Genomic DNA, 26,425 nt, shown 5'->3' with positions numbered 1-26,425 from the left:
CGTTCCGGTGTCAGATGCATCCATCCCGCAGTCCCGATCAGGAGTCCACCCCAGATGCCCGTCGTCAACCGCATTGCCGATTTCGCCGCCGATATGGCCACGTGGCGCCAGCATTTGCACACGATCCCTGAACTGGAGTTCGAATGCTACGAGACAGCCGCTTTTGTTGCCGAGCGCCTGCGCGAGTTTGGCGTCGATGAGCTGCATGAAGGGATCGCCAAGACCGGGATGGTGGCGATCATCAACGGGCAGGGGGACGGGCCAACCATCGGCTTGCGCGCGGATATGGACGCTCTGCCAATCCCCGAGGAAACGGGGGTTGAATACGCCTCGAAAAACCCCGGCAAGATGCATGCCTGCGGCCATGACGGGCACACGACAATGCTACTGGGGGCCGCGCGCTATCTGGCCGAAACACGGAATTTCGCAGGCCGTGTAGCGCTGATCTTTCAACCGGCCGAGGAAGAGGGCGGCGGCGCCGATGTGATGGTGCAGGAGGGCATCATGGATCGGTTCGATATTTCTCAGGTCTACGGCATCCACAACGATCCGGGAAACCCAGAAGGCGCATTTTACACCACGGCCGGGCCAATCATGGCCGCGGTCGATACGTTTGAGATTCATGTACAGGGCGTTGGTGGCCACGGGGCCTTGCCGCATCAGACCAAGGACCCGGTGATGGCGGCCTGTGGGATCGCACAGGCGATCCAGACCATCGTCAGCCGAAACCACTACGCGGTCGAGGATCTGGTGGTCTCGGTCACACAGATCCATGCCGGAACCGTAAACAACGTAATCCCGGATACCGCCTATCTGAACGGTACAGTCCGCACATTTGACGCGTCGGTGCAGAAGATGGTGATGGAGCGAATGGAGCAGATCGTGGCGGGGCAGGCGGCCTCTTATGGGGTTGAGGCGACGTTAGACTATCAGATTGGCTATCCGGCGACGATCAATGATGCCGAAAAGGCCGCTTTCGCTGCGGATGTCGCACGAGACGTGTCGGGAAGCGACCGTGTCGTCGACACAATGGGCCGCGATATGGGGGCCGAGGATTTTTCGTATATGTTGCAGGCGCGCCCTGGCGCCTATCTGTTTTTAGGGCAGGGCGAGGGCGCCGGGCTTCATCATCCAAAATACAACTTCAACGACGAGATCGCGCCCGTCGGGGCCTCGTTCTTTGCGCGGCTCGTGGAAAAGGCGCAGCCCTTGGGCTGACGGGGATTAGGAATGGCACTGGAAGACGCAAAAAATCAGGTGGACGAGGCGTTCACCAACCCGGATCTCAAAGGTCTGTCGTATGAGAACACATTTGGCGGTGCGACTTCGTTCCTGAGGCGGCTTTACACCAAGAATTTGAAAGGCGTGGATATTGCGGTGACCGGCGTGCCCTTTGATCAGGCCGTCACCAACCGTCCTGGCACCCGGCTTGGTCCGCGCGCAATCCGCGAGGCCAGCGCGCTGCAATCGCCCGATGCGCCATATGGCTGGCCGTTCGATGCGCTCAGCGAACTGGCCATCGTCGACTATGGCGACATGGCTTATGACTATGCCAATATTCCCGCTTTTCCGGACACGCTGACCGATCATATCCGCACCATTCTGGCCGCAGATGTGGCTTCGGTCACGCTGGGCGGGGATCACTATATTAGCTTTCCGATCCTGAAAGCTTATGCCGAGAAATACGGCCCGATGTCCTTGCTGCAGTTCGATGCGCATACGGACACCTGGGCCGATGACGATATGTCCCGCGTCGATCACGGCACCATGTTTTACAAGGCGGTGAAATCGGGGATCGTGGATCCCAAACGCTCGGTTCAGGTTGGCATTCGAACGCATAACGAAGACACTCTGGGCGTCAACATCATCGACGCGCGCGAGGTTTACGAATCCGGACCCGCTGCCGTGGCGCAGAAGGTAAAGGGTATCCTTGGCGATAGCCCCGTCTATCTGAGTTTCGATATCGATGGTCTGGACCCGGCTTTTGCCCCGGGCACTGGAACGCCGGTCTGGGGCGGGCTGACCTCGATCCAGACACAGATCATCTTGCGCGATATCGCCGGGATCAACATCAAGGGCGGGGATGTGGTCGAGGTCTCTCCGCCCTATGACACGTCGGGGGCAACGGCGATTGCGGGCGCTCATGTGGCGACGCAGATTATTTGCCTTCTGGGGTGGAACAGGCTCATGGCTGACAAAAAGTAAACGCGCATCGGCGCGCGTTAACCTATGATTAGCCATACCTCCGGTATGTGCTTATGCAAGTGAAGTGACGGGATGGGACCCAAACGCGTATGACTGAATATAATCAACCCATTAGCGGCAACGATCTGGCGCGGTTCTCGGGGCCGAACACGTTCATGCGGCTGCCTCAGGCATCCACGCTGGCGGGGCTGGATGTGGCGCTGCTTGGCATTCCGATGGATATCGGCACCTCGTGGCGGTCGGGCACGCGGTTCGGGCCCAAGCAAATCCGCAGCGAAAGCGCAATGATCCGGCCCTATAACATGGCCACATCGGCAGCCCCGTTTGATGCGTTGCAAATTGCGGATATCGGGGATCTGGCGATCAACACCTTCTCGCTGTCTGAAAGCCTGAAGATTATCAAGGACAGCTATGACGGCATACTGTCACAAGGCGTGATCCCTGTGGCCATGGGCGGCGATCATTCAATCACCCTGCCGATCCTGCGCGCGATTGCAGCCAAACACGGGCCAGTGGCGTTGGTCCACGTGGATGCCCATGCGGATGTAAATGATGAGATGTTTGGCGAGCGCGAGACTCACGGCACCGTCTTCCGCCGCGCCTACGAAGAGGGGCTGATCGTTCCCGACAAGACCTTTCAGATCGGAATTCGCGGATCAGGCTACGCGGCCACCGATTTCACCGAAGCCAAGGGCTGGGGGTTCCGGCAGTTTCCGGCTTGGGAGCTGTGGCAGCAGAACCTGACCCAGATCGGATCGCAAATCCGCAAAACGGTCGAGGATCATCCAGTCTATATCACCTATGATATCGACAGCCTGGACCCGGCCTATGCCCCCGGAACCGGCACGCCCGAGATCGGGGGGCTGACCACACCACAGGCGCTACAGCTGATTCATGCGTTGCAGGGCATCAATGTGGTGGGATGTGATCTGGTCGAGGTTTCGCCCCCCTATGATCCATCGGGCAATACGGCGCTGACAGCGGCAAATCTGTTGTTTGAGTTACTCTGCATTCTTCCGGGCGTGACGTCACGGTAGAGCGGCCCGGAACGCCTTGTTCCGCAGCGTGATCAAGCTAAGCTGAAGTAAAGACGTTTCAGGAAACATCATGAAAATTGCCTTGGGTCTAATCCTAGTTCTGATCGTAGCTTTGGCCGTCTATATCCGACTGGCCCCGTCAGACCCGGCGCGCTGGCATGTGCCGCCGCGCGCCGATGTGGATCGGGACCTCAAAGGAGGCGTTCTACGTGTCGTCGAAACCGGCCCGGACGGCTTGGCGCGTCTGGACACGATCATTCGCACTACGCCACGCACCCGGGTTCTGGCCGGATCGGTTGATGAGGGGATGATCACCTATGTTACACGCACCAAAGTGTTCGGCTTTCCTGACTACACGACGGTGCAGCAGGACGGGGATACGCTGTGTATCTATGCGCGGTTAAGATTTGGCCGGAGGGATTTCGGCGTCAATCGTGACCGGGTCGAGGGGTGGCTGGCTTTGCTGCAGTCCTGACGACAAACACCCTTCCTGGACTTCGCGCCACATGGGGACGTTTAGCGACATCTGGCATTGGGCCATGAACATGCGACCATCGACCTGTAGGCAAATCATTTCGCCCAGTTCCACGCGTGAACCCGCTTTGTCGGTGCAGTAGCAATCCCTCACCTTGCCATCAGGTCCGACATAATCGGCCATTGCGGGCGCAGCGAGCAGCGCTAAAACGAAAACCAACCCCTTCATGCAGGGTAGCTTAGCACACGGCAGGCCCTTGACCAAAGCCCCCGGATGATAGACACCGCCCGGATGATCCCCGAAGAACGCCTTGAGCAGATAACCCAGCGATTCCAATACCTCGAAGCGGCCATGGCCGATGGTGCCTCGGGCGGGGATATTGCAGCCTTGGCGAAGGAGTATTCTGACCTCAAGCCGGTGGTCGATCAGATCATGGGATGGCGACAGCTGGTGGCGGATTTGGCCGAGGCCGAGGTGATGCTGGCCGACCCGGATATGAAAGAGCTGGCCGAAGAAGAAATTCCCGAGCTGAAGGCACGCATCCCCGAGGCTGAACATGCGCTGCAACTGGCCTTGTTGCCCAAGGACGCGGCAGATGCGCGCCCTGCGATGCTGGAAATCCGCCCGGGTACGGGCGGGGATGAGGCCGCGCTGTTCGCCGGAGACCTTCTGCGGATGTACCAACGCTATGCCGAGGCACGGGGGTGGCGGTTTGAGATCATCGAGGAACAGGCCTCGGACCTTGGCGGGATCAAAGAGGTGGTGGCCCATATCAAGGGCGACAACGTCTTTGCGCGGATGAAATACGAATCCGGCGTGCACCGCGTTCAGCGCGTGCCCGAAACCGAAAGTGGCGGGCGTATCCATACCTCGGCCGCCACGGTTGCTGTTTTGCCCGAGGCTGAGGATGTGGACATCCAGATCGACGCCAATGATATCCGCATCGACACGATGCGATCTTCGGGCGCAGGCGGGCAGCACGTCAACACGACCGACTCGGCGGTGCGGATCACCCACTTGCCGACAGGTTTGGTTGTGACCAGCTCAGAGAAATCCCAGCACCGTAACCGAGAAATCGCGATGCAGGTGCTGAAGACACGCCTGTACGATCTGGAACGCCAGCGCATCGACAGCGAACGCTCGGCCGATCGGGCCAGTCAGGTGGGGTCGGGGGACAGGTCTGAGCGGATCAGAACCTATAACTTCCCGCAGGGGCGCATGACCGACCACCGCATCAATCTGACGCTTTATAAGCTGGATCAGGTGATGCAGGGTGATCTGGACGAAGTGATCGACGCGCTAACGGCTGATGACCAAGCCCGGCTGCTGGCCGAGATGGCGCAATGACCGGCGCGCAAACGGCAGCGCAGGCCATGGTGGCCGCAACAGCGCGCCTGCGCGCGGCGGGTGTGGACGATCCGGCCCGCGATGCCCGTGTTTTGCTGGCGCACGCCGCCCGAATCGAAGCCAGCCGCGTGACGCTGATTGCGCCCGAAGAGTTAGCGCCCGATATCGCCGAGCGCTATGATCAGTTGATCTCACTCCGCGCGATCCGTGTGCCGGTTTCCCATTTGCTGGGCGAACGTGAATTCTATGGTCGTCGGTTCCGTGTCAGCCGCGATGTGCTGGACCCGCGCCCTGAGACCGAAGCGCTGATCGAAGCCGCGCTGAGCGAGCCTTTTGATCATGTTCTGGATCTTGGAGTTGGTTCCGGTTGCATTCTGATCACGCTATTGGCCGAACGCGCCAGCGCCTCGGGCGTTGGGGTCGATCTAAGTGAGTCCGCCTGCCTGCAAACCAGCGCCAACGCCGTACAGCACAAGGTGCAGGATCGGGTGGACGTGCTCCGGTCCAACTGGTTTTCAGCCATTGAGGGTAAGTTTGATCTGATCGTGTCCAACCCCCCCTATATATCGCTCTCCGAAATGACCGGGCTGTCGCCCGAAGTGCGCGAGCATGAACCCCGGATGGCACTGACCGATGAAGGCGACGGGCTAAACGCCTATCGCCACATCGCCGCGGATGCGCCTGACTTTTTGCTGCCCGGCGGGCGCATTCTGGTTGAGATTGGTCCGACACAGGCCCAACAGGTTTCAGCGTTGTTTGATGCGTCTGGCCTGTCTGACATCCGCATTATCCCCGATCTGGACGGCCGTGACCGCGTGGTCGGAGCCCGTTTGCCAGGATGAAAACCTGAAACTGAGGCCGAAAAACGCCGGTTTATGTAAAAAACCTGCGAAATTTCTGAGAATCCTCTTGTCTGCCGGTGCTGGACATGCTTACTCAGGATTAGTCGGCGAGGTTGACGCTGTTGCAGCGCACCCCTGACGCCAAGCCCAAAAAGTCGAGATCCCGTCGCGGCAAACGCCTAAGAGCAGTGCAAAAACGGGGTTGATCGACAGCGTATTTATAAGGCTGACGAAAAGTAAGATGAGATCTTCCAAATCCCGTTCGCGGGCCAAGAATAACCGCAATCGTCCTTCCGGCGGTAACGTCGTTAACCGTGTTTTTGACAGCTCGGGCCCCGAAGGCAAAGTGCGCGGCACCCCGCAGCAGATCATTGACAAATACAACCAGTTGGCGCGCGATGCGCAGCTGTCCAACGACCGGGTTGCCGCCGAGAACTTTCAGCAGCACGCAGAGCACTATCTGCGCATGTTGAGCGAGGCGCAGCGCGAAATTGAGGCCCGCCGCGAAGAGCAGGACCGCCAAAACCGCGAACGTCAGGCCGAGCGTGATCGTGAACGCGCCGAACGTCAGGAACGCGAAGCCGCCCGTCAGGCTGACCCGGCAGAGACCCCTCAGCCCGATGTCATGGGGTTTGACGCCCCCGCGGCGACCCCAGAATCGGGTCTGGTAGAAACGCCCGAGAATCAAGGCAGCGAGGCCGAAGCCCCTGAGCCGAAAGAGCGCAAGGAAAAAGCCCCGCGTCGCCCGCGCCAACGCAAGCCAAAGCCCGCCGCTGAAACCAATGATGAGCCCGCCGCAAATGGCGGCGACACGCCCGAAGCGGCGGAGTGAGAGAGCGACAAATGTACAAAAAGCCCTGCCGTAAAACGCAGGGCTTCTTCATATTCACGCGCTCAGACAGACTGTATGCTACGCTTACTGATATCGCGACGGAATGTCAGTTTCGAGCCCCAATCGACCGCTATTGGTACTCACGTTTCACTGGACGTTGAGATAAGTAAGGCAGTCAAAATCATGGCTTCCCTCCGCTGCAAACTTGAAAAGAATGTCCTTTTCAGTTTGAGTTGTCGAAGTCGACACGCGGTGTTTCACCAATTCGCTTGGACGTTCATAGCTACCGCCACACACAAAAGGTCTGAAACACAGTTGATATTGGTAGAAGTAGGCTTCCGAGAGTCTAACGTCTGAAACGTCCAGTTCCAACATCCCAAATTGGGCACCGGCCTCAATTAATCTGTCTATTACCGGGAAAAAACTCTTTCGATTCTCTGTGCACTGCCCCGAATTAATCGGAAACGCATCAATCTCGCCCCAGAAGTCGTTCGCCAACGAAAGAAGAGTACTAAGCAAACCGTCGGACACACTAGGTTTGGCTCCCTTATTCAGGAGCGTTTCAATTGCCTCTAAATCGACCGAAACACCAAGAGGTGCATTTGAGTCTTCATGAAACACGTACAGAAATTCATGAAACAGGTCGTCACCAGTTGCAGTTCGATGATCCAATACATCCGGGTTTTCTTCAATAATGGAAGCGAGCAAGTCGTAGTCACGTTTCTCGGCTGCTGAAATTGCGTCTCGAAATGCTTCTTCTTGAACCGTCATATTAACTTCTTGAGCCATACTTGCCGGAACAAGAATCGATCCTAGAAGCCAGATACTTAAGTATGTTCTGAAACCTATTCTCATTTTTTGACTTGCAACCTTGCATTGAGTTGCTCCAACGGTATCAACAACTGCTGCACTGTCCAATGACTGAGAAGTCCGCATGGCGAACCTTCGGTTTCTTCCGGCAAGGCTGAACCCGGCACGATTGAAATATCGTTTTCCAAACTCATGCGACATTCCAAAAAAGGTCTCGGATTGTCAGCCTTTGCGGATTTCTCTGGCCAAGGCACAGAACGCCTCCAGTGGCACCTGCTCTGCGCGTTCTGTAGGTTTGATCCCGGCGGCGATCAGGCGGTCTTCGATATCCGGGGCCACACCTTTCAGAGAAGCGCGCAGCATTTTGCGGCGTTGGTTGAACGCGGCTGCGACCACGCGGGATAGGGTTGCGGCGTCTGCCGGGTAGCGTGGTTCGGGCAGGGCGGTCAGGTGGACCACGGCGCTGGAAACCTTGGGTGGGGGCGTGAATGCGCCGGGGGGCAAGGACATGGCGATGCGTGCCTCGGCCCGCCATTGGGCCAGGATGGCCAGGCGGCCATAGGCCTTGCTGCCGGGTTGGGCGACGATGCGATCGGCCACCTCGCGCTGAAACATCAGGGTCAGGCTTTGCCAGAAGGGTGGCCATTTAGGCGGGGTCAGCCAGCGCACCAGCAGTTCGGTACCGACGTTATAGGGCAGGTTGGCGGCGATGCGGATCGGTGGCGTCAGGTGTTCGAGCGGGTCGATTTCCAGCGCGTCGCCGTTGATCACCTCAAGCTGGCCGGGATAGGCGGCGGCGATGTCGTTCAGGGCGGCAATGCAGCGGGTGTCTTTTTCCACCGCGACCACCTTGCGCGCCCCCTCGGAGAGCAATCCCCGCGTCAGGCCGCCGGGGCCTGGGCCGATTTCCAGCACATCGCATTGGGTCAGATCCCCGGCCTGGCGCGCGATCTTGGCGGTCAGGTTGAGGTCGAGCAAGAAGTTTTGGCCCAGTGATTTTCGGGCTGAAAGCTGATGGCTGGCGATGACTTCGCGCAACGGGGGAAGGGTGTCGATAGCGCTCATGATCCGGTTACCGTGGCGCGGATTGATGGGAAAGCACCAGAGGTTTTTTGCCTCCGGCGGGGATATTTTCAGCCAGGTGAAGGATCAAGACGTTTGCGCCATCTGTTGGGCGAGTTTCAGGGCCTCGATCAGGCTGGTGGGATTGGCGATGCCTTGCCCGGCGATATCCAGCGCGGTGCCGTGATCGGGTGAAGTGCGGATGAAGGGCAAGCCCAGCGTGACATTCACCCCCCGGTCGAAATCCAGCGTTTTGATCGGGATCAGTGCCTGATCGTGATACATGGCGATGGCGGCGTCATAACGGGCGCGGGCGGCGGCGTGGAACAGCGTATCCGCCGGGTGCGGGCCGGTGACGGTGTAGTCTGGGCTGTCAAATCCGTCCAGCAGCGGGGCGATCCAGTCCAGTTCTTCTGTGCCCATTTTGCCGCCTTCACCCGCATGCGGATTCAGCCCCGCGACGGCGATCCGGGGATGTGCGATACCGAATTGCTGCTGCAAGCCTTGCGCCGTCAGCGCGATGGTTTGGGTCAGCAGGTCTGGTGTCAGTTCCTGTGGTACGCGCGAGAGTGGGATGTGGATCGTGGCGGGCACGACGCGCAGCTGCGCGCTGGCCAGCATCATCACCACATGTTGGCGACCGGCCAGAGCGGCGAGGAACTCGGTATGGCCGGGATAGGCGAAATCCGCCCCGTCGATGAGCGCTTTCTTGTGAATGGGTGCGGTGCAAAGCGCCGAGGCTGCGCCAGACTGAACCAGCGCGACACCGCGTTCGATAGCGTCGATAACTGAGGGTGCATTGGTCGGTTCCGGCTGGCCCGGAATGTTGGGAGCCGGAAAATCCAGGTGGAGAACGGGCAGGGATTGGGCACTTGCTGCCTGCGCCTGGGTCGGGTCAGTGATGCGGGTGATCGGAGTGCCCTTGGGCAGGTGGGTGGCATCGCCAATCAGGAAGAACGGGCAATCATCGCGTAGCTCTGCCCAGGCTTTGGCGGCGATTTCCGGGCCTATGCCTGACGGGTCGCCGCAGCTGAGCGCGATGGGTGCCATCATTGCTCAACGATGGTGGCTTCGGCGCGCAGCTGTTCCAGAAGGCTTTCTGAGAAGGCTTGCAGGCGCTGCTGTGTCAGGGCGTTGGCCACATCGGCGCGTGAGGTATCTTCGCCGAGATTGCGCGTGCGGTTGCATAGCATCAGAAACACCAGTGTTTGCCCATTGTTGCGGGTCAACGTGGTTGACACTTCGTTCCGATCCAGCTTGGCCAGCTCTACCGCGATATCGCGAGGGATCTCGGAGGGGACGGCTTCGATTCGTTCCAGCACATCAGCGGGTTGCCCCTTGGCGGTGCCATACAGATCATCGCAGGTGTCAATCTCTTCGCTCAGGCGGGCCGCCCGCGCGAGCGTGTCTGCGCTGCGGCCGCCGGGCAGATAGTAGATTGCATAGTCGATCTTGGAATAGCTCGGCGCGCCAGCTGCCACTTCGCGCACTCCGCGCATCTGGAACAGCGCAATGGCGTTGGGCAAGGTCAGCGGGTCTGTGATCTCACCGTTTTTGAGACCCAGAAGGACGGGTTGCAATGCGGGCGGTAGGTTGCTGATGTTCAGCCATTCCAGACGACCGCCATCGTTGCGGGTTGCCGCGGCGGAGTATTGCGTGGCTGCAGATGAGAAGGCGTCATACCCTTCGAGGCGCGAGATTTCTTCTGCCAGCCGTTCCGCCTGTGCCACGGTTTGCTGGTTCACCGGAATAATGATCTCGGACAGTAGAACCTGTAGCCCGCCGCCGCCAGATTGACCCAACGCCCGGTTGATCTCGTCCTCGCTGGGGCGGGCCTGCGACAGGAAACGGGCACTGATATAGTCGCGCCACGACAATTGATCCGCAACAAAATCCCGAACGGTTTCGGGCTCGATACCAGCCTCGCCAAGCAGTTGCAGGAACTGTTCGGTACTGAACTGGCCCCGGGCGGCGAGTTGATCAATGCCAACCTGAACATCTTCGGGCGCGGCCCTTACCCCGGCCTCGCGCATGGCCTGTTGGCGCAGGCGATCATCGATCAGGGCTTGACGGACTTCTGCCTCGGTTCCACCCGGCACGCCAAGAGCGTTCAGGAACTCCAGCCGTTGTTCAAGCTCGAACCAGGTGATGATATCCTGATTGACACGGATTGCGGGGGAAAACAGGCTTTGCGCACTGGCCTGCGGGGCCGAGACCGCCAGAACAGCGGCAGCCAACGCCGATGAGATCGAACGGGCGCATCCGCCCCGGAGAAACCTGAAGAAACCTGAAATCAACTGCATTTTCTCTTGTACGTCTTTCCGCCGCCTTCAACGGCATATCCTGTCAGCGTAACGGTAAACCCGAATTCGGTCGAAGGCTCAATAGTCGTTGTTGAGGTAAAGCGCCTGTTTACGGACATGTTAAACTGAACGCATTCGTTCTGATAAGTCACACCCAGCCCCAGGCGGATGGGTTCGGAATTGGCAAGATCGTAGCGGGCCGACGCACGCGTCAGCCAGTTCTGATCGATTTGGTGCCGCCCGCGCAACCAGATCTCGGACACTTCTTCATCCGGATTTTCAGCCGGATCAGGCTCTTGCCAGACATAGCTGCCGGAGATTGCGCTGTTCTCGCCTGTCCAGGCGCCGCGAAGCTCGGCGCGGGTAAAGCTGAAATCGCTTTCGATCAAGCCGCGTCCCGCCAGCGACCAGCCATTGGCAGTTTTGATCTGGCCGGCCACCAACAGATCGGATGTGGTGCCTTGCAGGCCCGAGGTCAGGTTGAAATTCGGATCGGCATCGGCGCGGAAGACCTGACCGATTGTGGCCAAGGCTTGCCAGCCGTTCGATTTGTAGCGCGCCCAGTTGACGCCAACCACCGCTGTTGCCCCGTCTTCGCGCTGATCTTCGGCAGGAAAGCGCGACAAGGACAACAGATTGCCCTGATCGAATTCCTGAAAGGTGCTTTCATCGTTCGGAACATCTGTGTCCGAGACATCGGTCCAGCCGAATTGCACGATCGGCTCCAGAAACTGGGTCGCACCGGTTTGTTCGCGCCGTGTCATGGGATAGCGCAGCGTCAGTGCCGCGCGGGGTGTAGTGCGGGTGACATTGCTGGGAAATGCGTCGTCATTGCGGATGTTAAACGTATCAATTGCAGCGCCGATCCGGGCATCCGCGCGCAGCCCCGACGCAAAGGTCCAGCTGCGCAGCCATTCCGCATCAAACGTGGCGCGTGCGATATCGCGCCCGACAACATCTTCGTCACTGGTGCGTTCATGGGCATGGGCCACAAAGCCAAGCCGCATTTCGCCCCCAACCGCGTTTGGGAAGAGCCGTTTCTCGTAGTTCAGGTCAAACACACGCGAGGGGATTTCATCCTGATTTTCACTGTCGCGCAGTGTTTTGTAGTGGATCAGGCTGGTCTTGAAGGCGGTATCGCGCTTGATCCGGGTCAGGGCGATCTCACTGCGCAACCGGTCGAAATCGGGCAGGCCGTAATCTGCCAGATAGGCATCGTCTGACGTGGTCTTGAGGTCGAAAGTCAGTCGGAAGTCATTCCTCAGATTGAAGAAGCCGTTGGCAAACAGATAGCCACGATCCTGATCGCGCTGCACGTCATCGCGGGTATAGGCACCTTCGAACTGGATGCGCCCGTTCACGAAGGCTTGCCGATAGCGATAGCCCAGCGTTCGGGTGCTGGCCGAGACAAAGGGTGTCAGCGTCAGGTCCTTATGGTCGCCCAGCTTGATGAAATAGGGCACTTGCAGACCCAGACCTAGCTGCGAGGTTCTGCGGAAGGACGGTGCCAGAAACCCGGTCGCGCGTTCGAGCGTCGGGTCAGGCAGGCGCAGATAGGGAAAGTAGAAGACCGGATAGTCCAGCACGCGCAGTTGCGCGCCTTCAAAGTAAAGCTGCCGCTCCAGCTGATCATGGGTCACTTTGCGCGCCCTGATTTGCCAAAGCGGAGGTTTGCCATTTGCACAAACATGGCAGGAGGTGGCCGCGACCTTGCTGAACTGCGTGTAGCGGCCAGAGGCGCGCCGCGCCTGAACCGAGGCGACCTGAACCTGCTGATCGAAAACCATGCGCGCACCGATCAGCAACCCGTTTTGCAGGCCATCATCCAGCTCGGCTGAGTCTGCCAGCAAGGTTGTCCGCCCGCCCTGATCGATCCGGATGGGGCCCTCAAGTGACAGTTTTCCGGTTTCGCGGTCAAAGGTGATACGCTGCGCGCTGACCTTGGCATCGCCCTGAAACGCCTCGACATTGCCTTCGGCGACCAGCACGCGTTCGGGCGTGATGAATATCTTATCCGCCACCAGCAGGGCGGGCTCATCCTGTTGTGTGACCTCATTGGTCGCGGGTGCTGGTGCCGTTTGAGCCAGCAGCGCTGCAGGAGCCGTGACAGCCAGAGCGCTTGCCATCAGCGCAGACAGAATGCGCGGCATCAGCCGTCCTCCGCGTGTAGTAACAGGCCGAGCGATAGGAAGATGGCAGCAACGGGCGGTGCCCAGGCGGCGACGTAGATGGGCAATTGTCCGTTTTCCCCAAGTATTTGCGCAAAATTGCGCACGAAATAGATGGCAAAGCCCAGCAATACCGCGGTCAGGACTGCAATGCCGGTGCCGCCGAACCGCACATGGCGCATGGTAAAGGCCGCGCCGATCAGAACCATGGAAACCAGAAAGAATGGCCGCGCCAGTTGGACTTGTAACCAGACTTCATACTGTTTGGTTGCAAAGCCCGCCTCGCGCAGATCCGTGATCAGTTGCGGCAGGTCATAGACCGACACAGAATCCTGTTGTCCCAGCGTATCCAGAATACGCTGGCGGGTCAGAGTGGTGGGAAGATCGAGCTGGGTATGCTCAATCGATTGTGTCTCCGGGTTTTGGCCGTCTTCAAGGTTCCAGACTTTGGCGTCGCTCAGCACCCAGCTGCCATCGATCAACCGGGCCTGTTCGGCAACAATCTGTTGCGTTGGCTTTCCGTTGGGGTCGAATGAGACGATGGTCACATCACGCAGCTTCAACTCATCGCCGTTTGCGGTGCCGCGTGCATGAATAACCGCCTGACCCGTCTGGGTGCTTTGGCGCAGCCACAAACCCTCACCGCTGATCGACAGGGCCGAGCTTCCATTATTGCGATAGGAATCTGACAGGCGCTTGTATTCTTCAGATGTAGCCGCCGCGATCGGGTTCAAAAGCGCGACAGCCAGAGCCCCGATCACCAGCGCCAGCAAGACCGGCGCCACCAATGCGCGAATGCCGGATCGGCCGATCGCACGCGTAACCACCAGTTCCGAGGTGCGTGCCAGCCCGACAAACAGGGCGATGGTCGCCAGAATCACCAGCAGGGGCAGCATTTCGCTGATCGCCGCAGGTGTGTTCAGCAAGGTCAGCTGCAACAGGCGGCCAAAGGACAGATCGACCTCATTGAACCGGCGTACTTGTTCGATCAGGTCGATCAGAATCATCAGGGTCAGAAAGATGCCGCCGATAACCAGGAAGCTTTGCATAAAACGGCGGGCAAAATAGCGGTCCAAAATCACAAGCATGACCCCGCTGGGCTTGCAGCGTTGGCGTTCAGGCCGATATCGCCCTCGCATAGTCCCATGCGCGACGGCGTATGCCTGCCGTGTCGTGCCACTGTCGTCTCCCCCGAGCCTGCCGGATATTTTTTCAGGACCATAATGCAAATGGTGGTCAGGGAAAACTGCTATCTGGTCAAGCCGGGCGGCGCGGGCTAGGTCTTGGGGAACACAGTTTCAGGAGCGCGCAATGAGCAGTCTAGTCCCAATCCGTTTTCAAGCCTTCGACGTGGAAGCCATGGCGCAGGCCGAAGGGCGCGTTGCCATTGTGGTTCCAGCAGATCGCAAGATGAGCCCGGCAGCCAGGCGCGCCAATCGCCTGACCAAGGGGGCTGTTGCCCGGTTGGTCGAAAGCGATGCATTTGGCAAGGCAAAAACCGGCGATGTCATCTCGCTGGCCTGGCCAGCTGGTATGGCGGCTGAGGCGCTCGACGTGCTGGTCCTATCCCGTCGCCCCGAGGCGGATGAGGCCCGCAAGGCCGGTGCCGCATTGGCCAAACTGGCCGGTGGGCGCGACATGCTGGTGATGGCGGGCAATCAGGCACGGGCCGAGGATCTGGCGATGGGGATCGCCCTGCGCAGCTATGATTTTGATGCGCATAAAACAAAGGATAGCGACGCCGCGGGCTCTGTCACGATCTCTTGCAACAAGCCCGAAGAGGCCGAGGCCCAGTTTGCACCGATGTATGCGGTTGCAGATGGGGTGCGGATGACCCGTGATTTGACCAATGAGCCTGCGAATGTTCTGACCACCAGCGAATTCGCCGCCCGTCTGGACGAGATGAAATCACTGGGCCTTGAGGTCGAAGTGCTGGACGAAGACAAGCTGGCGGAGCTGGGCATGCGCACATTGCTTTGCGTGGGGCAGGGTTCGGACAGCCCGTCCAAAGTGGTGGTGATGCAGTGGAACGGGGGCGACAAGGACGATGCGCCTCTGGCTCTGGTCGGAAAGGGTGTTGTGTTCGATACCGGGGGGATCTCGCTTAAGCCGGCGGGTGGCATGGAAGACATGACCATGGATATGGGCGGCGCGGGCGTCGTTGCGGGCACAATGCGGGCGCTGGCCAAACGCAAGGCCAAGGCCAATGTTGTGGGGCTTGTTGGTTTGGTCGAGAACATGCCCTCGGGCAATGCAACGCGACCGGGTGATGTGGTCAAATCGATGAAGGGCGACACCGTCGAGATTATCAATACCGATGCTGAGGGGCGTTTGGTGTTGTGTGATGTCATGTGGTACGCGCAGGAACGGTTCGCGCCTGTTGGCATGATCGATTTGGCCACACTCACCGGCGCGATCATCATCGGTCTGGGGCATGAGAACGCAGGTGTCTTCTCGAACAACGATACGTTCTGCGACGCCTTCCTGAAATCGGCCAAAGCCGAGGATGAAGGGGCCTGGCGGATGCCGTTGGGCGACGCCTACGACAAGCTGCTGAAATCGCGTATTGCGGACATGAAGAATGTGGGCGGGAGGCCTGCGGGTTCGATCACGGCGGCGCAGTTCCTGCAGCGATTTGTCAAAGAGGAGACGCCGTGGATTCACCTGGATATCGCCGGGGTGGCTTCGGTCGCGTCCGAAACCTCTTATGCGCCGAAAGGGGCCACCGGCTGGGGTGTCCGCGCGCTCAGCCGCTTTGTGCAGGATAATTTTGAGTAGACCATGGGTGCCGTCTATTTCTATCACCTGACCCAAAGGCCGCTTGAGCACACCTTGCCGGTGTTGCTGGACAAGGCGCGGCAGGCCGGGTGGCGGATTGCCGTGCGGGGCACTGACCCCGCCCGGCTGGATTGGCTGGACGAAAAGCTCTGGCTGGGGCCGGAAGAGGGGTTCTTGCCCCATGGTCGGGCAGGCGGGCCGCATGATGCGATGCAGCCAATCCTGCTGACCTCGGACAACCAGGTGAGCAATGCGGCCACCTGCGTGATGTCGGTGGACGGGGCCGAGGTGGCCCCGGGTGAGGTCACTGCACTGGAGCGGGTCTGCATCCTGTTTGACGGCAATGACGATCAGGCCGTACAACATGCGCGTGATCAGTGGAAGACGCTGACGCAGGCGGGGTGTTCAGCGCAATATTGGTCCGAGGAGTCGGGCCGTTGGGAAAAGAAAGCCGAGGCCTAGTGCGCGGCTGTTGCAGAACTCAGGAGAGTGACGGATGGAAATGAAGCCTTTGGGCCGCACTGGTATCATGGTGTCTGACCTGTGTCTGGGAACGATGACTTTTGGGACCCAGACTTCAGAACCCGAAGCGCATGCACAGATGGATCTGGCGCTGGGCGCGGGGATCAACTTTGTGGATGCCGCCGAGATGTACCCGGTCAACCCGATCTCTAAGGAAACGGTGGGCCGAACCGAAGAGATTTTGGGGAACTGGAACGCAGCAAACGCCGCACGGCGAGCAGACTATGTGCTTGCCACCAAACACTCAGGTGCAGGCTTTGTCCATGCCCGCGATGGCGCGCCTATTTCGGCTCAGACCATTCCAGAAGCGATCGAGGGATCGCTGCGGCGGTTGCAGACCGAATATATCGACCTCTACCAGTTTCACTGGCCCAATCGGGGCAGCTATATGTTCCGCCAGAACTGGAGCTACGCGCCCTCGGGCCATAGCACCAATGAGGTGTTGGAGAACATGCAGGGTTGTCTTGAAGCGCTGCAGGAGCAGGTCGAGAAGGGCAATATCCGGGCCTTCGGTCTTTCGAATGAAAGCGCTTGGGGCACGGCGCAATGGCTGCGGTTGTCCGAGCAGATGGGCGCGCCCCGTGTGGCGTCGGTGCAGAATGAATACTCGCTGCTGTGCCGCTACTTCGATACGGATATGGCTGAGCTCAGCATGCACGAAGATGTGGGCCTGATGGCGTTTTCGCCGCTGGCCACCGGGTTGTTGACTGGAAAATATCAGGGGGGTGCAGTGCCCGCAGGATCGCGCAAGTCGATCTCGCCCGAACTGGGTGGGCGCGACTCGGACCGTGTTTATGATGCTGTGGCGGCCTATCTTGAGATAGCGTCGGGCCATGGATTGGACCCGACCCATATGGCACTGGCCTGGTGCCGGACCCGGCCTTTTATGATGTCGTCAATCTTTGGTGCGACGACGGTGGCACAGTTGGAGCATATTCTGGCCGGTGACAACTTGGTGCTGTCGTCAGAAGTTCTGAACGCTATTGGTCAGGCGCACCGCGCGCATCCCATGCCGTTCTAGGGGGCTCTGCCCCCGCCGCGCGTTCGCGCGCCTCCCCCGGGATATTTTTTGGCCAGATGAAGGGGGATCCGGTCAGTGATGGGTGTGGGGCGCACGCTCGTGCCTGAGGTCGCGGGCCGACAGGCCGTGGGCTGTGCGGAAGGCGCGAGCAAAGCTGGATTGTGAAGCGAAGCCGGTAGCCAGTGCCACATCCATCAGCGGCATATCGGTGTCGATGACCAGACGGCGCGCCTCGGCCAGTCTGAGTTGTAGGTAGTGGTCCTGTGGCGTGGTGTTCAGACGCAGGCGGAATTGCTGTTGCAATGTGCGTGGGCTGGTGCCCAACTGATCTGCGATTGAGGCAAGCGGTAGCGGATCGTCGAGCGAAGCTTGCATCAAGTTGTTTGCTTTTGAAGTCAGTGAGGTATGGCGGTGCGGGGCGCCGGTGCGGCTTTGCGGTTTGGTTGGTTCGGGTGCGCCGTCATAGAGGAACAGGCCCGAAACGCGCGCGGCGAAACCTGCGCCATGGCGGGCGGCGATGATATGCAACATCATTTCTACTGCCGGGATGGCGCCGCCGGATGTCAGGCGATTGCCGGACACGGTGAAGCGGTCCGGGCGGACGTCGATGTCAGGGAAGCGGGTGGCAAAATTGTCCAGATCCTCCCAATGGGTGGTGGCAGCGTGGCCATTCAGAAGGCCGGCCTCGGCCAGCAACCACGGCCCGCCATCAATCCCGGCCATTGTCGCGCCGGTGCCTGCGATGCGCCGCAGCCCGGCCAGCAGGCTGGGGGTGGCGTGGCGGGCCAGCTGAAACCCGGCAACAACGATCATCAGGTCACAGCTTTGCAGCCGGGCCAGCGGGATTCCCGGGACCGTCAAGGCGCTGGTCAGTATTGCAGGGTCCGATGTTGCGGTCACATAGTCCCAGTCAAAGGCCGGGCGGTCGGCCAGCCGGTTGGCCGCGCGCATCGGATCGACGGCTGAGGCAAAGCTGAGCGTGTTGCATTCGTCCAGCACCAGCACGGCCGTTTTCAGGGCGCGATGTTCTGGTTCCAGGATGTTTTTTGCGGATTTCATCAAGTTCGATTCGCATTCTGGCAAGTGTTTTTCCAAAGCTGCGTCAGACTTGCGCGCAACGCAAATCGATAACCGGGGAGAAGTCTGGGGAAAACCCGACGGGAACCTGGGTATAATCTGGGGAAAACGCCATGCCTTTGGAAATGAACCGCGACGTCTTTATCACCTGCGCCGTGACCGGCTCGGGCGGAACGCAGGATCGCAGCCCGCATGTACCGCGCTCGCCCAAGCAGATTGCCGACAGTGCGATTGCGGCGGCCAAGGCAGGGGCCGCAGTGGTGCACTGCCATGTGCGTGATCCTGAGACTGGAGCGCCCTCGCGCGATTTGGAGCTGTATCGCGAGGTGACCGACCGGATCCGGGATGCCGAGGTCGATGCTGTGCTGAACCTGACCGCGGGGATGGGTGGGGACATGGTGTTTGGGGGAATCGAAAACCCGCTGCCCTTGGCCGATGCTGGAACCGATCTGGTGGGTGCGACCGAACGGGTGGCACATGTGGCCGAGTGTCTGCCCGAGATCTGCACCTTGGATTGTGGCACGATGAATTTTGCCGAAGCGGACTACGTCATGACCAACACGCCCGGTGCATTGCGGGCGATGGGGCAGATGATGACGGATTTGGGCGTGAAGCCCGAGATCGAAGCCTTTGACACCGGCCATTTGTGGTTTGCCAAGCAGTTGGTGAAAGAGGGCGTTCTAGCGCCGAATGCGCTGGTTCAGCTGTGCATGGGTGTGCCTTGGGGCGCGCCGGATGATCTGAACACCTTCATGGCGATGGTGAACAACGTTCCTGATGACTGGACGTTCAGCGCGTTTTCCCTGGGTCGGAATGAGATGGCCTATGTGGCGGCATCGGTTCTGGCGGGTGGCAATGTGCGGGTCGGGTTGGAGGACAATCTGTGGCTCGAGAAGGGTGTGTTGGCCGAGAACTGGCAGTTGGTTGAACGCGCAGGCACTATTATCGAAAACATGGGCGCGCGGGTGATCGGGCCCGAAGAGGTGCGCGAGAAGCTGGGGCTGGTAAAGCGGGCACCCGCAGGAGCGGCGGGCTGAAGCCTGCCCTACGAATAGGTCAAACGATATGAAGAAGATATCAGCAATCATTGGCGGCGGAGTGATCGGCGGCGGCTGGGCCGCGCGATTCCTGCTGAATGGCTGGGACGTGCGGGTGTTTGACCCGGACCCCGAGGCCGAGCGTAAAATCGGTGAGGTTCTGGACAATGCGCGACGTTCGCTGCCGGGGCTGAGCGATGTGCCTCTGCCGTCCGAAGGCGCGCTGACCTTCCATGAGGACATCGCGGAAGCTGTTCGGGGCGCGGCTTGGATTCAGGAAAGCGTTCCAGAGCGGTTGGACCTGAAGCTGAAGGTTTACAAAAGCCTGCAAGGGGCCTGTGATGCGGATGCAATCATCGGCTCCTCGACCAGCGGGTTTAAACCTTCAGAATTGCAGGAGGGTGCGATGCGGCCCGAGCAGATCGTGGTGACGCATCCGTTCAACCCAGTCTATCTGCTGCCATTGATCGAACTGGTGCCCACCGATAAGAACCCGCCAGAGTTGGTCGCTAAGGCGAAGGACATTCTGACATCGGTCGGGTTCTTCCCGCTCCACGTCAAGAAAGAGATCGACGCGCATATTGCGGACCGCTTCCTTGAGGCGGTCTGGCGCGAGGCGCTGTGGCTGGTCAAGGACGGCATCGCGACGACGGAAGAGATCGACGAAGCAATCCGCATGGGTTTTGGCATCCGCTGGGCGCAGATGGGGCTGTTCGAGACCTATCGTGTTGCAGGGGGAGAGGCCGGCATGCGGCATTTCATGGCGCAGTTCGGACCCGCGCTGAAATGGCCCTGGACCAAGCTGATGGATGTGCCTGAGTTCACCGACGAGCTGGTTGATATGATCGCCGATCAGTCGGAAGCGCAGTCAGGCATGCATTCGATCCGTGAACTCGAGCGCATCCGTGACAACAACCTTGTCGGCATGATGCGCGCGCTCAAAGCGCAGAATTACGGCGCAGGGGCCGTGTTGAACCAGCATGACGCGGCGCTGAAACCCGGTGCACTGCCATCACTGGATCAGGCGGATCTAAGCCAACCCATACTGACCCTCGCGCGCGCGGTTCCTTTGGATTGGACCGACTATAACGGCCATATGAATGAGGCGAAGTATCTGGAGGCTTTCGCGGCCGCAACGGACCGTTTCATGGAAATCATCGGGTGCGACGCGGATTACATCACCTCGGGTGGAAGCTACTTCACCGCCGAAAACCACATTCGTTATCTGGATGAAACCCATGCCGGAGCCCGGATCGAGATACGAACTCAGATGCTGTTGGGCCAAGGTAAGAAACTGCACGTGTTTCACAGCATGTATGAGGGCGACAAGCTTTTGGCGACGGGCGAGAGTTTCCTGCTGCATGTCGACCTTGAAACGCGACGCCCCTCGGCGCCCTCGGACCAGATCGAGGGTGCCATGGCACGGATTACCCAGGCGCAAGCCGATCTGCCTTATCCCGAGGGGGCAGGTGCCGCGATCCGGAAACCCGTATGACGCAGCGGGTTCTGATCACGGCGGGTGCCTCGGGCGTAGGGCGCGCGATGGCGGAGGCGTTCGACACATCCGGTGCGCGGGTCTGGATTGTTGATGTCGACGGTGAAGCGCTGCAAAACTGCCCAGACAGCTGGCAAAAAAGTAAAACCGATGTCTCGGATGAGTCGCAGGTGGCCGACCTGTTCGACCAGATCGCCAAGGCCTGGGGCGGGCTGGACGTGCTTTGCGCAAATGCGGGCGTCGCTGGGCCGACTGCTCCGGTTGAGGATGTATCTCTAAATGATTGGAAAAATTGCCTTTCAGTCAATCTCGAAGGGGCGTTTCTGTGTTCGAAATACGCGACTCCCATGCTCAAGAAACAGGCGCATGGGGCCATTTTGATCACGTCTTCCACCGCGGGACAATACGGCTATCCGAACCGTTCGCCCTATGCCGCTGCGAAATGGGCGATGGTTGGATTGGGCAAGACGCTGGCGATGGAGCTTGGTCCACATGGCATACGCTGCAATGTGATCTGTCCCGGCTCTGTCGAAGGCCCACGCATGGAAGGGGTCTTGCAGCGCGAGGCCGCCGCTAAGGGCATGACACGCGATCAGGTCTATGACGGCTATGCCTCTGGCACCTCAATGGGGCGCTTTGTCGAAGCGCGGGATATTGCTGATATGGCAGTGTTCCTGGCCTCGGATGCGGCACGGCTGGTTTCGGGTCAGGTCATCGCTGTGGACGGACATACGGTCAATCCCGACCCGAAACTCTGATTTAGATCAGCCTTGATTCGGGCCTCTGATCTGGCGGATTGTGCTGCGGACGGCTTGCCAGTCTTTGGCTTGCTGCGTGTGTCCGGCCGCTTCAGATTCGCGCATCTTTCGAGCGGCTTCTGCCTCGGCCCGGTCTCCATGAACTGAATAGAGAGCTCTTGCATATTGGGCTGTTTGTACTGCGTCCATTTCGGTCATCCTCCGTGGAATGTCTGAGGGTTCGCGCAGTCACTATACTACACGCCCGGACAGATCGCACGATTGGGGAATTCCCTTAAGCAGTTGTCTGTTCAGCCTCGGCCCGCAATTCGCGTAGATGTTCGGGGAAGTAACGGGCGGTCATATCGGCCTCGCGGATCAAAGTATCAAAGTGGCGGGTAAACACCTCGATCCGGTCCCGGTCGCGGAACGCCATGTAATGGCTGCCGGCATAGAAGACGCACAACAGCGGGCCAAAGATGGTTACCGGCGCGGAATAAAGGCGCTTAGCATCAAACAGATAGATCCGCAGACGCGGGTAGAGCTGTTCGCACAAGGCCAGAAGGTGGTCTATCTGCTCCTGCCGAATCTCCAGCGGGAGTCCTTCATAATAGCCTTCGCCAAGCGCGAAGCTGCGCATTTCGAACAACGGCATCGCGATCTCATAGTCCGATTGTGCACTGCGCATCCAGGTTAACCGGTCCTCGGAGGCCCCGATAGCCTGATCCGCCGTGCGGCCCAGATGCGGGGCGTATTCCCATTCCAACACGGCTCGGGTTTTGAGCATGTCGGGCAGGGTGGCCGGGACATAGCGGATCTTGTAGCCCGCAGCCTCTTGATGCCATTGGAAAATCCGCTCATCCACCAATGCACGTGGGGCCGCCGCCATGCTGAGGGAGCTGGCCAGAATTTCCGCGGCGCTTTCGGGCCGGTCTGATAGGCTGAGCAGCCAATCGGCCGAAACCCCCAGCGCCGCTGCGCAACCCCCAATGACATGAGCATTGGGCAGGCGCGCCCCATCATCCGCCAGCAGTTGCGAAACGGTAGACCGGTCCACGCCAATGCTGCGGGCAAGGGCGCTCTGGCTGGTTTGGCGGTCTTCCATCGCACGGGCCAGACGAAGGCGAAACTGCGCAGCACGCACGCGTTTGTCGAGTTTTTCATCCATATGTTTGAAAATATCACATTTGATGAATTTTGTTAATCATATTCAGAATACCCAACAGAGTGCCCCGTAGGTAACACTTTTGTGAGAACAATAAAAACGGGGTCCGGAATGGAAACGCGGCAAAGGTCGGTCGTGAAGGCACTGATTTGGAATGCGTTGGGGTTGGCGGTCATGACTTTGGTTGGTCTGATTGCCACGGGATCAGCGGCGGTTGGCGGTGCGTTGGCGCTGATCAATACGGCCATCGGTTTGACGCTGTATGTTGCCTATGAACGGGTCTGGGCTGGAATTGCGTGGGGTCGCAATGGCTGAACCAACACGGCCCCAATCGCCCGAATGGGGGACGTTCGCCCTGATCTTAGCCTGTTACGCCGCGTGGCTGGCCGGTCTGTTCTGGCTCGCGGCCTGGTCTCCATGGCTCGCCATCCCGGCCTTGGGTCTGGTTGCTGCCTTGCATTCCTCGCTGACGCATGAGGCGTTGCACGGGCACCCATTCCGCGCCAGATGGCTGAACGAGGCGCTGATGGCCCTGCCGCTGACTTTGTTCATCCCGTTCAACCGCTTCCGCGATCTACATCTGGCTCATCATCAGGATGCCAACCTGACCGATCCCTATGACGATCCCGAAACGAACTATCTGGATCCGAAAGTTTGGGCGCGACTGTCGTGGTGGCAAAAGCGGCTGTTTGTGGCCAACAATACGCTTCTGGGCCGGATCGTGCTGGGCCCCGCAATCGGACAAGTGATGTTTCTACGTGATGAATGGCATGGGATGATCCGAGGGGATCGCGCCATTCTTCTGGCTTGGGCACTGCATATTCCCGGCGTAGCGGTTGTTTTGTGGGTGGTCGCGCAATCGGCGATGCCGACCTGGGCCTTTGTTCTATCAGCCTATATAGGGCTGGGTCTGGTCAAAATCCGGACCTTCCTGGAACACCGCGCGCATGAGAAATCCCGCGCTCGGACGGTGATTGTCGAGGACCGCGGGCTGTTGGCCTTTTTGTTTCTGAACAACAACCTGCACGTCGTTCATCACATGAACCCTTCGGCCCCATGGTACCGTCTGCCTGCGCTCTATCAGGCAGGGAAAGACCGCTATCAGGCCTGCAACGAAGCCTATGTCTATCGCTCATACGCGCAGATTTTCAAAGAATATTTCTGGCGGGCAAAAGATCCGGTGGCCCATCCGCTCTGGCCAAAGCCCTGATTCCACGACAGAAGGGGAGCCATGAGTTTATGGATTCCCGTCACCATCGCCGCCGCCTCATTCCAGACGGTGCGGTTCATGCTTCAAAAGTCGCTCAGCAGCGTGAAACTATCCGCCGCTGGTGCAACCTTTGCGCGGTTTGCCTATTCGATGCCGCTGGCGGTTCTGGGGCTGGTCGTAGCGCTGTGGGTGACGCAGGCTGCGATACCATCTCTGACGGCACAGTTCTGGCTATTCGTAGCCATTGGCGGGACGGCGCAGATTTTGGCGACCATCTGCGTGGTTGCCCTTTTCAAACAGCGCAATTTCGCGGTCGGGATCACCTTTAAGAAAACCGAAGTGATCCAAACAGCGATTGTCGGGTTTTTGGTGCTTGGGGATGAAGTCTCAGCCGGGGCGCTTGGCGCAATCCTGTTGGGATTGCTGGCGGTTCTTTTGCTGTCCAAAACACCGGGCGGAGGCGGTACGTGGTGGCACCATCTGACCAACCGTGCCTCGCAGCTTGGGCTTGGGTCCGGTGTGTTGTTTGCGTTCTCAGCCGTCAGCTATCGCGGCGCATCGCTGGAGCTTGGCGACATTGACGCATGGTTCCGTGCCCTGATCACTCTGGCAGCCGTGGTCACCTTCCAGTTTCTCAGCATGGGGCTGTGGCTGCTGTGGCGCGACCGGGCCGAATTGCTGGCAGTCTGGCAAACCCGATCCACGGGTGTCTTCGTCGGGCTGACCAGCCTTGGCGGGTCGTTCTGCTGGTTTCTGGCCTTCACCTTGCAGAATGCGGCTTATGTCAAAGCACTCGGGCAGGTGGAGCTGATCCTCAGCCTTTTGGCCTCAATCCTGTTCTTCCGCGAGACCATCACCCGGCGCGAAATCGCCGGGATGGGATTGTTGGGCGCCTCAATACTGGCGCTGGTGCTGGCGATCTAGCTGGCGCGGCGTTCGTCGAAACTGAGCGCGATGAAGCTGGGCAGGTGGTCGCCCATGCCGACAATCTTGGGGCCATTGTCGTCCCGGCGACCACGACCCTTGGCGGGCTTGTCCTGTTTGCGCTCGTCCTTGCTGCGGTCGTATTTTCTATCGTCCGTGGGCTTGGCCTTTTTCTCAGGCTTGGCGGCCTCCGGCTTGGGATCTTCCTTAATCGGATTGTCGAGCCGGGGAATTTCCTTCTGGATCAACTCTTCAATCGCATCCAGAGCCTTTTCGTCCCGGCCTGAGCAGATCGTGATTGCCTTGCCTTCGCGCCCGGCGCGACCAGTGCGGCCGATCCGGTGCACGTAATCCTCGGGATGGCCGGGGACGTCGAAATTGAACACATGGCTGACGGCCGGAACGTCGAGGCCGCGTGCAGCGACGTCCGAGGCAACCAGCAGACGCAATGATCCGTCGCGAAACCCGTCCAGTGTTTTCATCCGCTGCGACTGATCCAGATCGCCATGGATAGCGGCGGCATCATAGCCGTATTTCTTCAGCGATTTCGCGCAGATATCGACATCTGTCTTCCGATTGCAGAATATGATCGCGTTGGTGCACTTTTCACCCTCGGCGTCGATCAGTGCGCGCAATAAGTTGCGTTTTTGGCTTGCCTCACGATCCCGGCGGCCACCTTTGAACATGACAACGCCCTGTTCGATCGTTTCGGATGCGGTCGCTTGGCGAGCAACCTCGACCCGGGCGGGGGCCGATAGGAACGTGTCGGTGATGCGTTCAATCTCGGAGGCCATGGTGGCCGAAAAGAACAACGTCTGGCGGGTGAACGGCGTGAGCGAGAAGATGCGTTCGATATCGGGGATGAACCCCATATCCAGCATCCGGTCGGCCTCATCCACGACCATGATCTGAACGCCGGTCAACAGCAGTTTGCCGCGTTCGAAATGGTCCAGTAGACGGCCCGGCGTCGCGATCAGAACGTCTACGCCGCGATCAATAAGCGCCTCTTGCTCTTTGAAGCTGACACCACCGATCAACAGCGCTTTGGTCAGCTTCAGATGCTTGGTGTAAGTGTCGAAATTCTCGGCCACCTGCGCAGCCAATTCGCGGGTCGGACACAGCACTAGTGACCGTGGCATCCGCGCACGGGCGCGACCACGGGCCAGCAATGTGATCATAGGCAGCGTGAAGCTGGCGGTTTTACCCGTGCCGGTTTGCGCGATCCCCAGAACGTCGCGTCCTTCGAGCGCAGGTGGAATCGCGCCCTCTTGGATCGGGGTGGGGGTTTCATATCCAGCTTCCTCAATGGCTTTGAGGACCTTGGGGTTCAGGTTCAGTTCGTTAAACTTTGTCATGTATGTCCGGTTCATGCGGACAC

At 59.4% G+C, this 26,425-nt stretch carries 27 protein-coding genes; 16 read left to right on the top strand and 11 right to left on the bottom strand.

Going from position 1 to position 26,425, the window contains the following annotated elements:
* Positions 1–54 precede the first annotated feature (54 nt).
* From AC2FFE_RS07735 to AC2FFE_RS07720, 4 genes are all read left to right on the top strand, one after another.
* A complete protein-coding gene (locus AC2FFE_RS07735; protein ID WP_496846339.1) occupies positions 55–1,218 on the top strand; it encodes a M20 aminoacylase family protein in 1,164 nt (387 codons plus the stop codon).
* Between the two features lie 12 nt (positions 1,219–1,230).
* The gene (gene speB, locus AC2FFE_RS07730) at positions 1,231–2,205 is read left to right on the top strand and encodes an agmatinase (RefSeq protein ID WP_496846338.1); all 975 of its coding nucleotides are present in this window, start codon (positions 1,231–1,233) and stop codon (positions 2,203–2,205) included.
* A gap of 89 nt (positions 2,206–2,294) precedes the next feature.
* Positions 2,295–3,242, top strand: coding sequence for an agmatinase (speB, locus tag AC2FFE_RS07725; protein WP_496846337.1), 948 nt, complete (start codon positions 2,295–2,297; stop codon positions 3,240–3,242).
* A 70-nt stretch (positions 3,243–3,312) separates the two neighbouring features.
* Positions 3,313–3,717: a DUF1499 domain-containing protein gene (locus AC2FFE_RS07720; protein ID WP_496846336.1), complete on the top strand. Its 405-nt coding sequence runs from the start codon at positions 3,313–3,315 to the stop codon at positions 3,715–3,717.
* Here AC2FFE_RS07720 and AC2FFE_RS07715 read toward each other — a convergent pair.
* On the bottom strand, positions 3,643–3,945 hold the full coding sequence (locus AC2FFE_RS07715; protein ID WP_496817527.1) for a hypothetical protein: 303 nt from the start codon (positions 3,943–3,945) through the stop codon (positions 3,643–3,645). The two genes, AC2FFE_RS07720 and AC2FFE_RS07715, sit on opposite strands and share 75 nt — an antisense overlap.
* A gap of 63 nt (positions 3,946–4,008) precedes the next feature.
* On the opposite strand from AC2FFE_RS07715, the gene prfA reads away from it, so the two are divergent.
* The 3 genes from prfA to AC2FFE_RS07700 all read left to right on the top strand — a co-directional run bounded on the left by prfA (position 4,009) and on the right by AC2FFE_RS07700 (position 6,738).
* Positions 4,009–5,064, top strand: coding sequence for a peptide chain release factor 1 (gene prfA / locus AC2FFE_RS07710; RefSeq protein ID WP_496817731.1), 1,056 nt, complete (start codon positions 4,009–4,011; stop codon positions 5,062–5,064).
* A complete protein-coding gene (gene prmC / locus AC2FFE_RS07705) occupies positions 5,061–5,906 on the top strand; it encodes a peptide chain release factor N(5)-glutamine methyltransferase (RefSeq protein WP_496846335.1) in 846 nt (281 codons plus the stop codon). Before prfA ends, prmC begins: the two co-directional genes overlap by 4 nt.
* Before the next feature lie 241 nt (positions 5,907–6,147).
* Positions 6,148–6,738: a DUF4167 domain-containing protein gene (locus AC2FFE_RS07700; protein WP_496817529.1), complete on the top strand. Its 591-nt coding sequence runs from the start codon at positions 6,148–6,150 to the stop codon at positions 6,736–6,738.
* Positions 6,739–6,885: 147 nt separating this feature from the next.
* Here AC2FFE_RS07700 and AC2FFE_RS07695 read toward each other — a convergent pair whose 3' ends face one another.
* From AC2FFE_RS07695 to lptG, 7 genes are all read right to left on the bottom strand, one after another.
* A complete protein-coding gene (locus AC2FFE_RS07695; protein ID WP_496846334.1) occupies positions 6,886–7,509 on the bottom strand; it encodes a hypothetical protein in 624 nt (207 codons plus the stop codon).
* 80 nt (positions 7,510–7,589) lie between these two features.
* A complete protein-coding gene (locus AC2FFE_RS07690; protein ID WP_496846333.1) occupies positions 7,590–7,742 on the bottom strand; it encodes a hypothetical protein in 153 nt (50 codons plus the stop codon).
* 28 nt (positions 7,743–7,770) lie between these two features.
* A complete protein-coding gene (gene rsmA, locus AC2FFE_RS07685) occupies positions 7,771–8,613 on the bottom strand; it encodes a 16S rRNA (adenine(1518)-N(6)/adenine(1519)-N(6))-dimethyltransferase RsmA (RefSeq protein ID WP_496817531.1) in 843 nt (280 codons plus the stop codon).
* Positions 8,614–8,697: 84 nt separating this feature from the next.
* The gene (pdxA, locus tag AC2FFE_RS07680; RefSeq protein WP_496817532.1) at positions 8,698–9,663 is read right to left on the bottom strand and encodes a 4-hydroxythreonine-4-phosphate dehydrogenase PdxA; all 966 of its coding nucleotides are present in this window, start codon (positions 9,661–9,663) and stop codon (positions 8,698–8,700) included.
* Positions 9,660–10,913: a peptidylprolyl isomerase gene (locus AC2FFE_RS07675; RefSeq protein ID WP_496817533.1), complete on the bottom strand. Its 1,254-nt coding sequence runs from the start codon at positions 10,911–10,913 to the stop codon at positions 9,660–9,662. The genes pdxA and AC2FFE_RS07675 overlap by 4 nt, the downstream gene beginning before the upstream one ends.
* Positions 10,904–13,063, bottom strand: coding sequence for an LPS-assembly protein LptD (locus AC2FFE_RS07670; RefSeq protein ID WP_496817534.1), 2,160 nt, complete (start codon positions 13,061–13,063; stop codon positions 10,904–10,906). The genes AC2FFE_RS07675 and AC2FFE_RS07670 overlap by 10 nt, the downstream gene beginning before the upstream one ends.
* On the bottom strand, positions 13,063–14,163 hold the full coding sequence (lptG, locus tag AC2FFE_RS07665) for an LPS export ABC transporter permease LptG (RefSeq protein WP_496817732.1): 1,101 nt from the start codon (positions 14,161–14,163) through the stop codon (positions 13,063–13,065). The genes AC2FFE_RS07670 and lptG overlap by 1 nt, the downstream gene beginning before the upstream one ends.
* Positions 14,164–14,392: 229 nt before the next feature.
* Between lptG and AC2FFE_RS07660 the strand changes: the two genes are divergently transcribed.
* The 3 genes from AC2FFE_RS07660 to AC2FFE_RS07650 are packed head-to-tail and all read left to right on the top strand — an operon-like array spanning position 14,393 to position 17,402.
* The gene (locus AC2FFE_RS07660) at positions 14,393–15,859 is read left to right on the top strand and encodes a leucyl aminopeptidase (RefSeq protein ID WP_496817535.1); all 1,467 of its coding nucleotides are present in this window, start codon (positions 14,393–14,395) and stop codon (positions 15,857–15,859) included.
* Between the two features lie 3 nt (positions 15,860–15,862).
* Entirely contained in the window at positions 15,863–16,321 is a 459-nt protein-coding gene (locus AC2FFE_RS07655) for a DNA polymerase III subunit chi (protein ID WP_496846332.1), read from the top strand.
* 34 nt (positions 16,322–16,355) lie between these two features.
* On the top strand, positions 16,356–17,402 hold the full coding sequence (locus AC2FFE_RS07650) for an aldo/keto reductase (RefSeq protein ID WP_496846331.1): 1,047 nt from the start codon (positions 16,356–16,358) through the stop codon (positions 17,400–17,402).
* Positions 17,403–17,474: 72 nt separating this feature from the next.
* Here AC2FFE_RS07650 and AC2FFE_RS07645 read toward each other — a convergent pair whose 3' ends face one another.
* Positions 17,475–18,461, bottom strand: coding sequence for a GlxA family transcriptional regulator (locus AC2FFE_RS07645; RefSeq protein WP_496817538.1), 987 nt, complete (start codon positions 18,459–18,461; stop codon positions 17,475–17,477).
* A 131-nt stretch (positions 18,462–18,592) separates the two neighbouring features.
* On the opposite strand from AC2FFE_RS07645, the gene bcoG reads away from it, so the two are divergent.
* From bcoG to AC2FFE_RS07630, 3 genes are read left to right on the top strand one after another with little or no spacing between them, the layout of a single operon-like run.
* Complete coding sequence (bcoG, locus tag AC2FFE_RS07640) at positions 18,593–19,516, top strand: 3-dehydrocarnitine:acetyl-CoA trimethylamine transferase BcoG (RefSeq protein WP_496817539.1); 924 nt, start codon at positions 18,593–18,595, stop codon at positions 19,514–19,516.
* 28 nt (positions 19,517–19,544) lie between these two features.
* On the top strand, positions 19,545–21,011 hold the full coding sequence (locus AC2FFE_RS07635) for a carnitine 3-dehydrogenase (protein WP_496846330.1): 1,467 nt from the start codon (positions 19,545–19,547) through the stop codon (positions 21,009–21,011).
* Positions 21,008–21,769 (top strand): SDR family oxidoreductase, encoded by a 762-nt coding sequence (locus tag AC2FFE_RS07630; protein WP_496817541.1) that lies wholly within the window; start codon positions 21,008–21,010, stop codon positions 21,767–21,769. The genes AC2FFE_RS07635 and AC2FFE_RS07630 overlap by 4 nt, the downstream gene beginning before the upstream one ends.
* Before the next feature lie 274 nt (positions 21,770–22,043).
* Here AC2FFE_RS07630 and AC2FFE_RS07625 read toward each other — a convergent pair whose 3' ends face one another.
* Positions 22,044–22,916, bottom strand: a complete 873-nt coding sequence (locus tag AC2FFE_RS07625; protein WP_496817542.1) for a helix-turn-helix domain-containing protein — start codon at positions 22,914–22,916, stop codon at positions 22,044–22,046.
* A 108-nt stretch (positions 22,917–23,024) separates the two neighbouring features.
* On the opposite strand from AC2FFE_RS07625, the gene AC2FFE_RS07620 reads away from it, so the two are divergent.
* From AC2FFE_RS07620 to AC2FFE_RS07610, 3 genes are read left to right on the top strand one after another with little or no spacing between them, the layout of a single operon-like run.
* Entirely contained in the window at positions 23,025–23,228 is a 204-nt protein-coding gene (locus AC2FFE_RS07620; protein WP_496817543.1) for a DUF2061 domain-containing protein, read from the top strand.
* Positions 23,221–24,123 (top strand): fatty acid desaturase, encoded by a 903-nt coding sequence (locus tag AC2FFE_RS07615; RefSeq protein WP_496846329.1) that lies wholly within the window; start codon positions 23,221–23,223, stop codon positions 24,121–24,123. The genes AC2FFE_RS07620 and AC2FFE_RS07615 overlap by 8 nt, the downstream gene beginning before the upstream one ends.
* A 21-nt stretch (positions 24,124–24,144) precedes the next feature.
* A complete protein-coding gene (locus AC2FFE_RS07610) occupies positions 24,145–25,047 on the top strand; it encodes an EamA family transporter (RefSeq protein WP_496817545.1) in 903 nt (300 codons plus the stop codon).
* Here AC2FFE_RS07610 and AC2FFE_RS07605 read toward each other — a convergent pair.
* Positions 25,044–26,402, bottom strand: coding sequence for a DEAD/DEAH box helicase (locus AC2FFE_RS07605; protein WP_496817546.1), 1,359 nt, complete (start codon positions 26,400–26,402; stop codon positions 25,044–25,046). The two genes, AC2FFE_RS07610 and AC2FFE_RS07605, sit on opposite strands and share 4 nt — an antisense overlap.
* Positions 26,403–26,425 lie beyond the last annotated feature (23 nt).

The sequence above is a fragment of the Ruegeria sp. YTSA168 genome (assembly GCF_059610045.1).
This window is presented reverse-complemented; position numbering and strand designations above follow the sequence as displayed.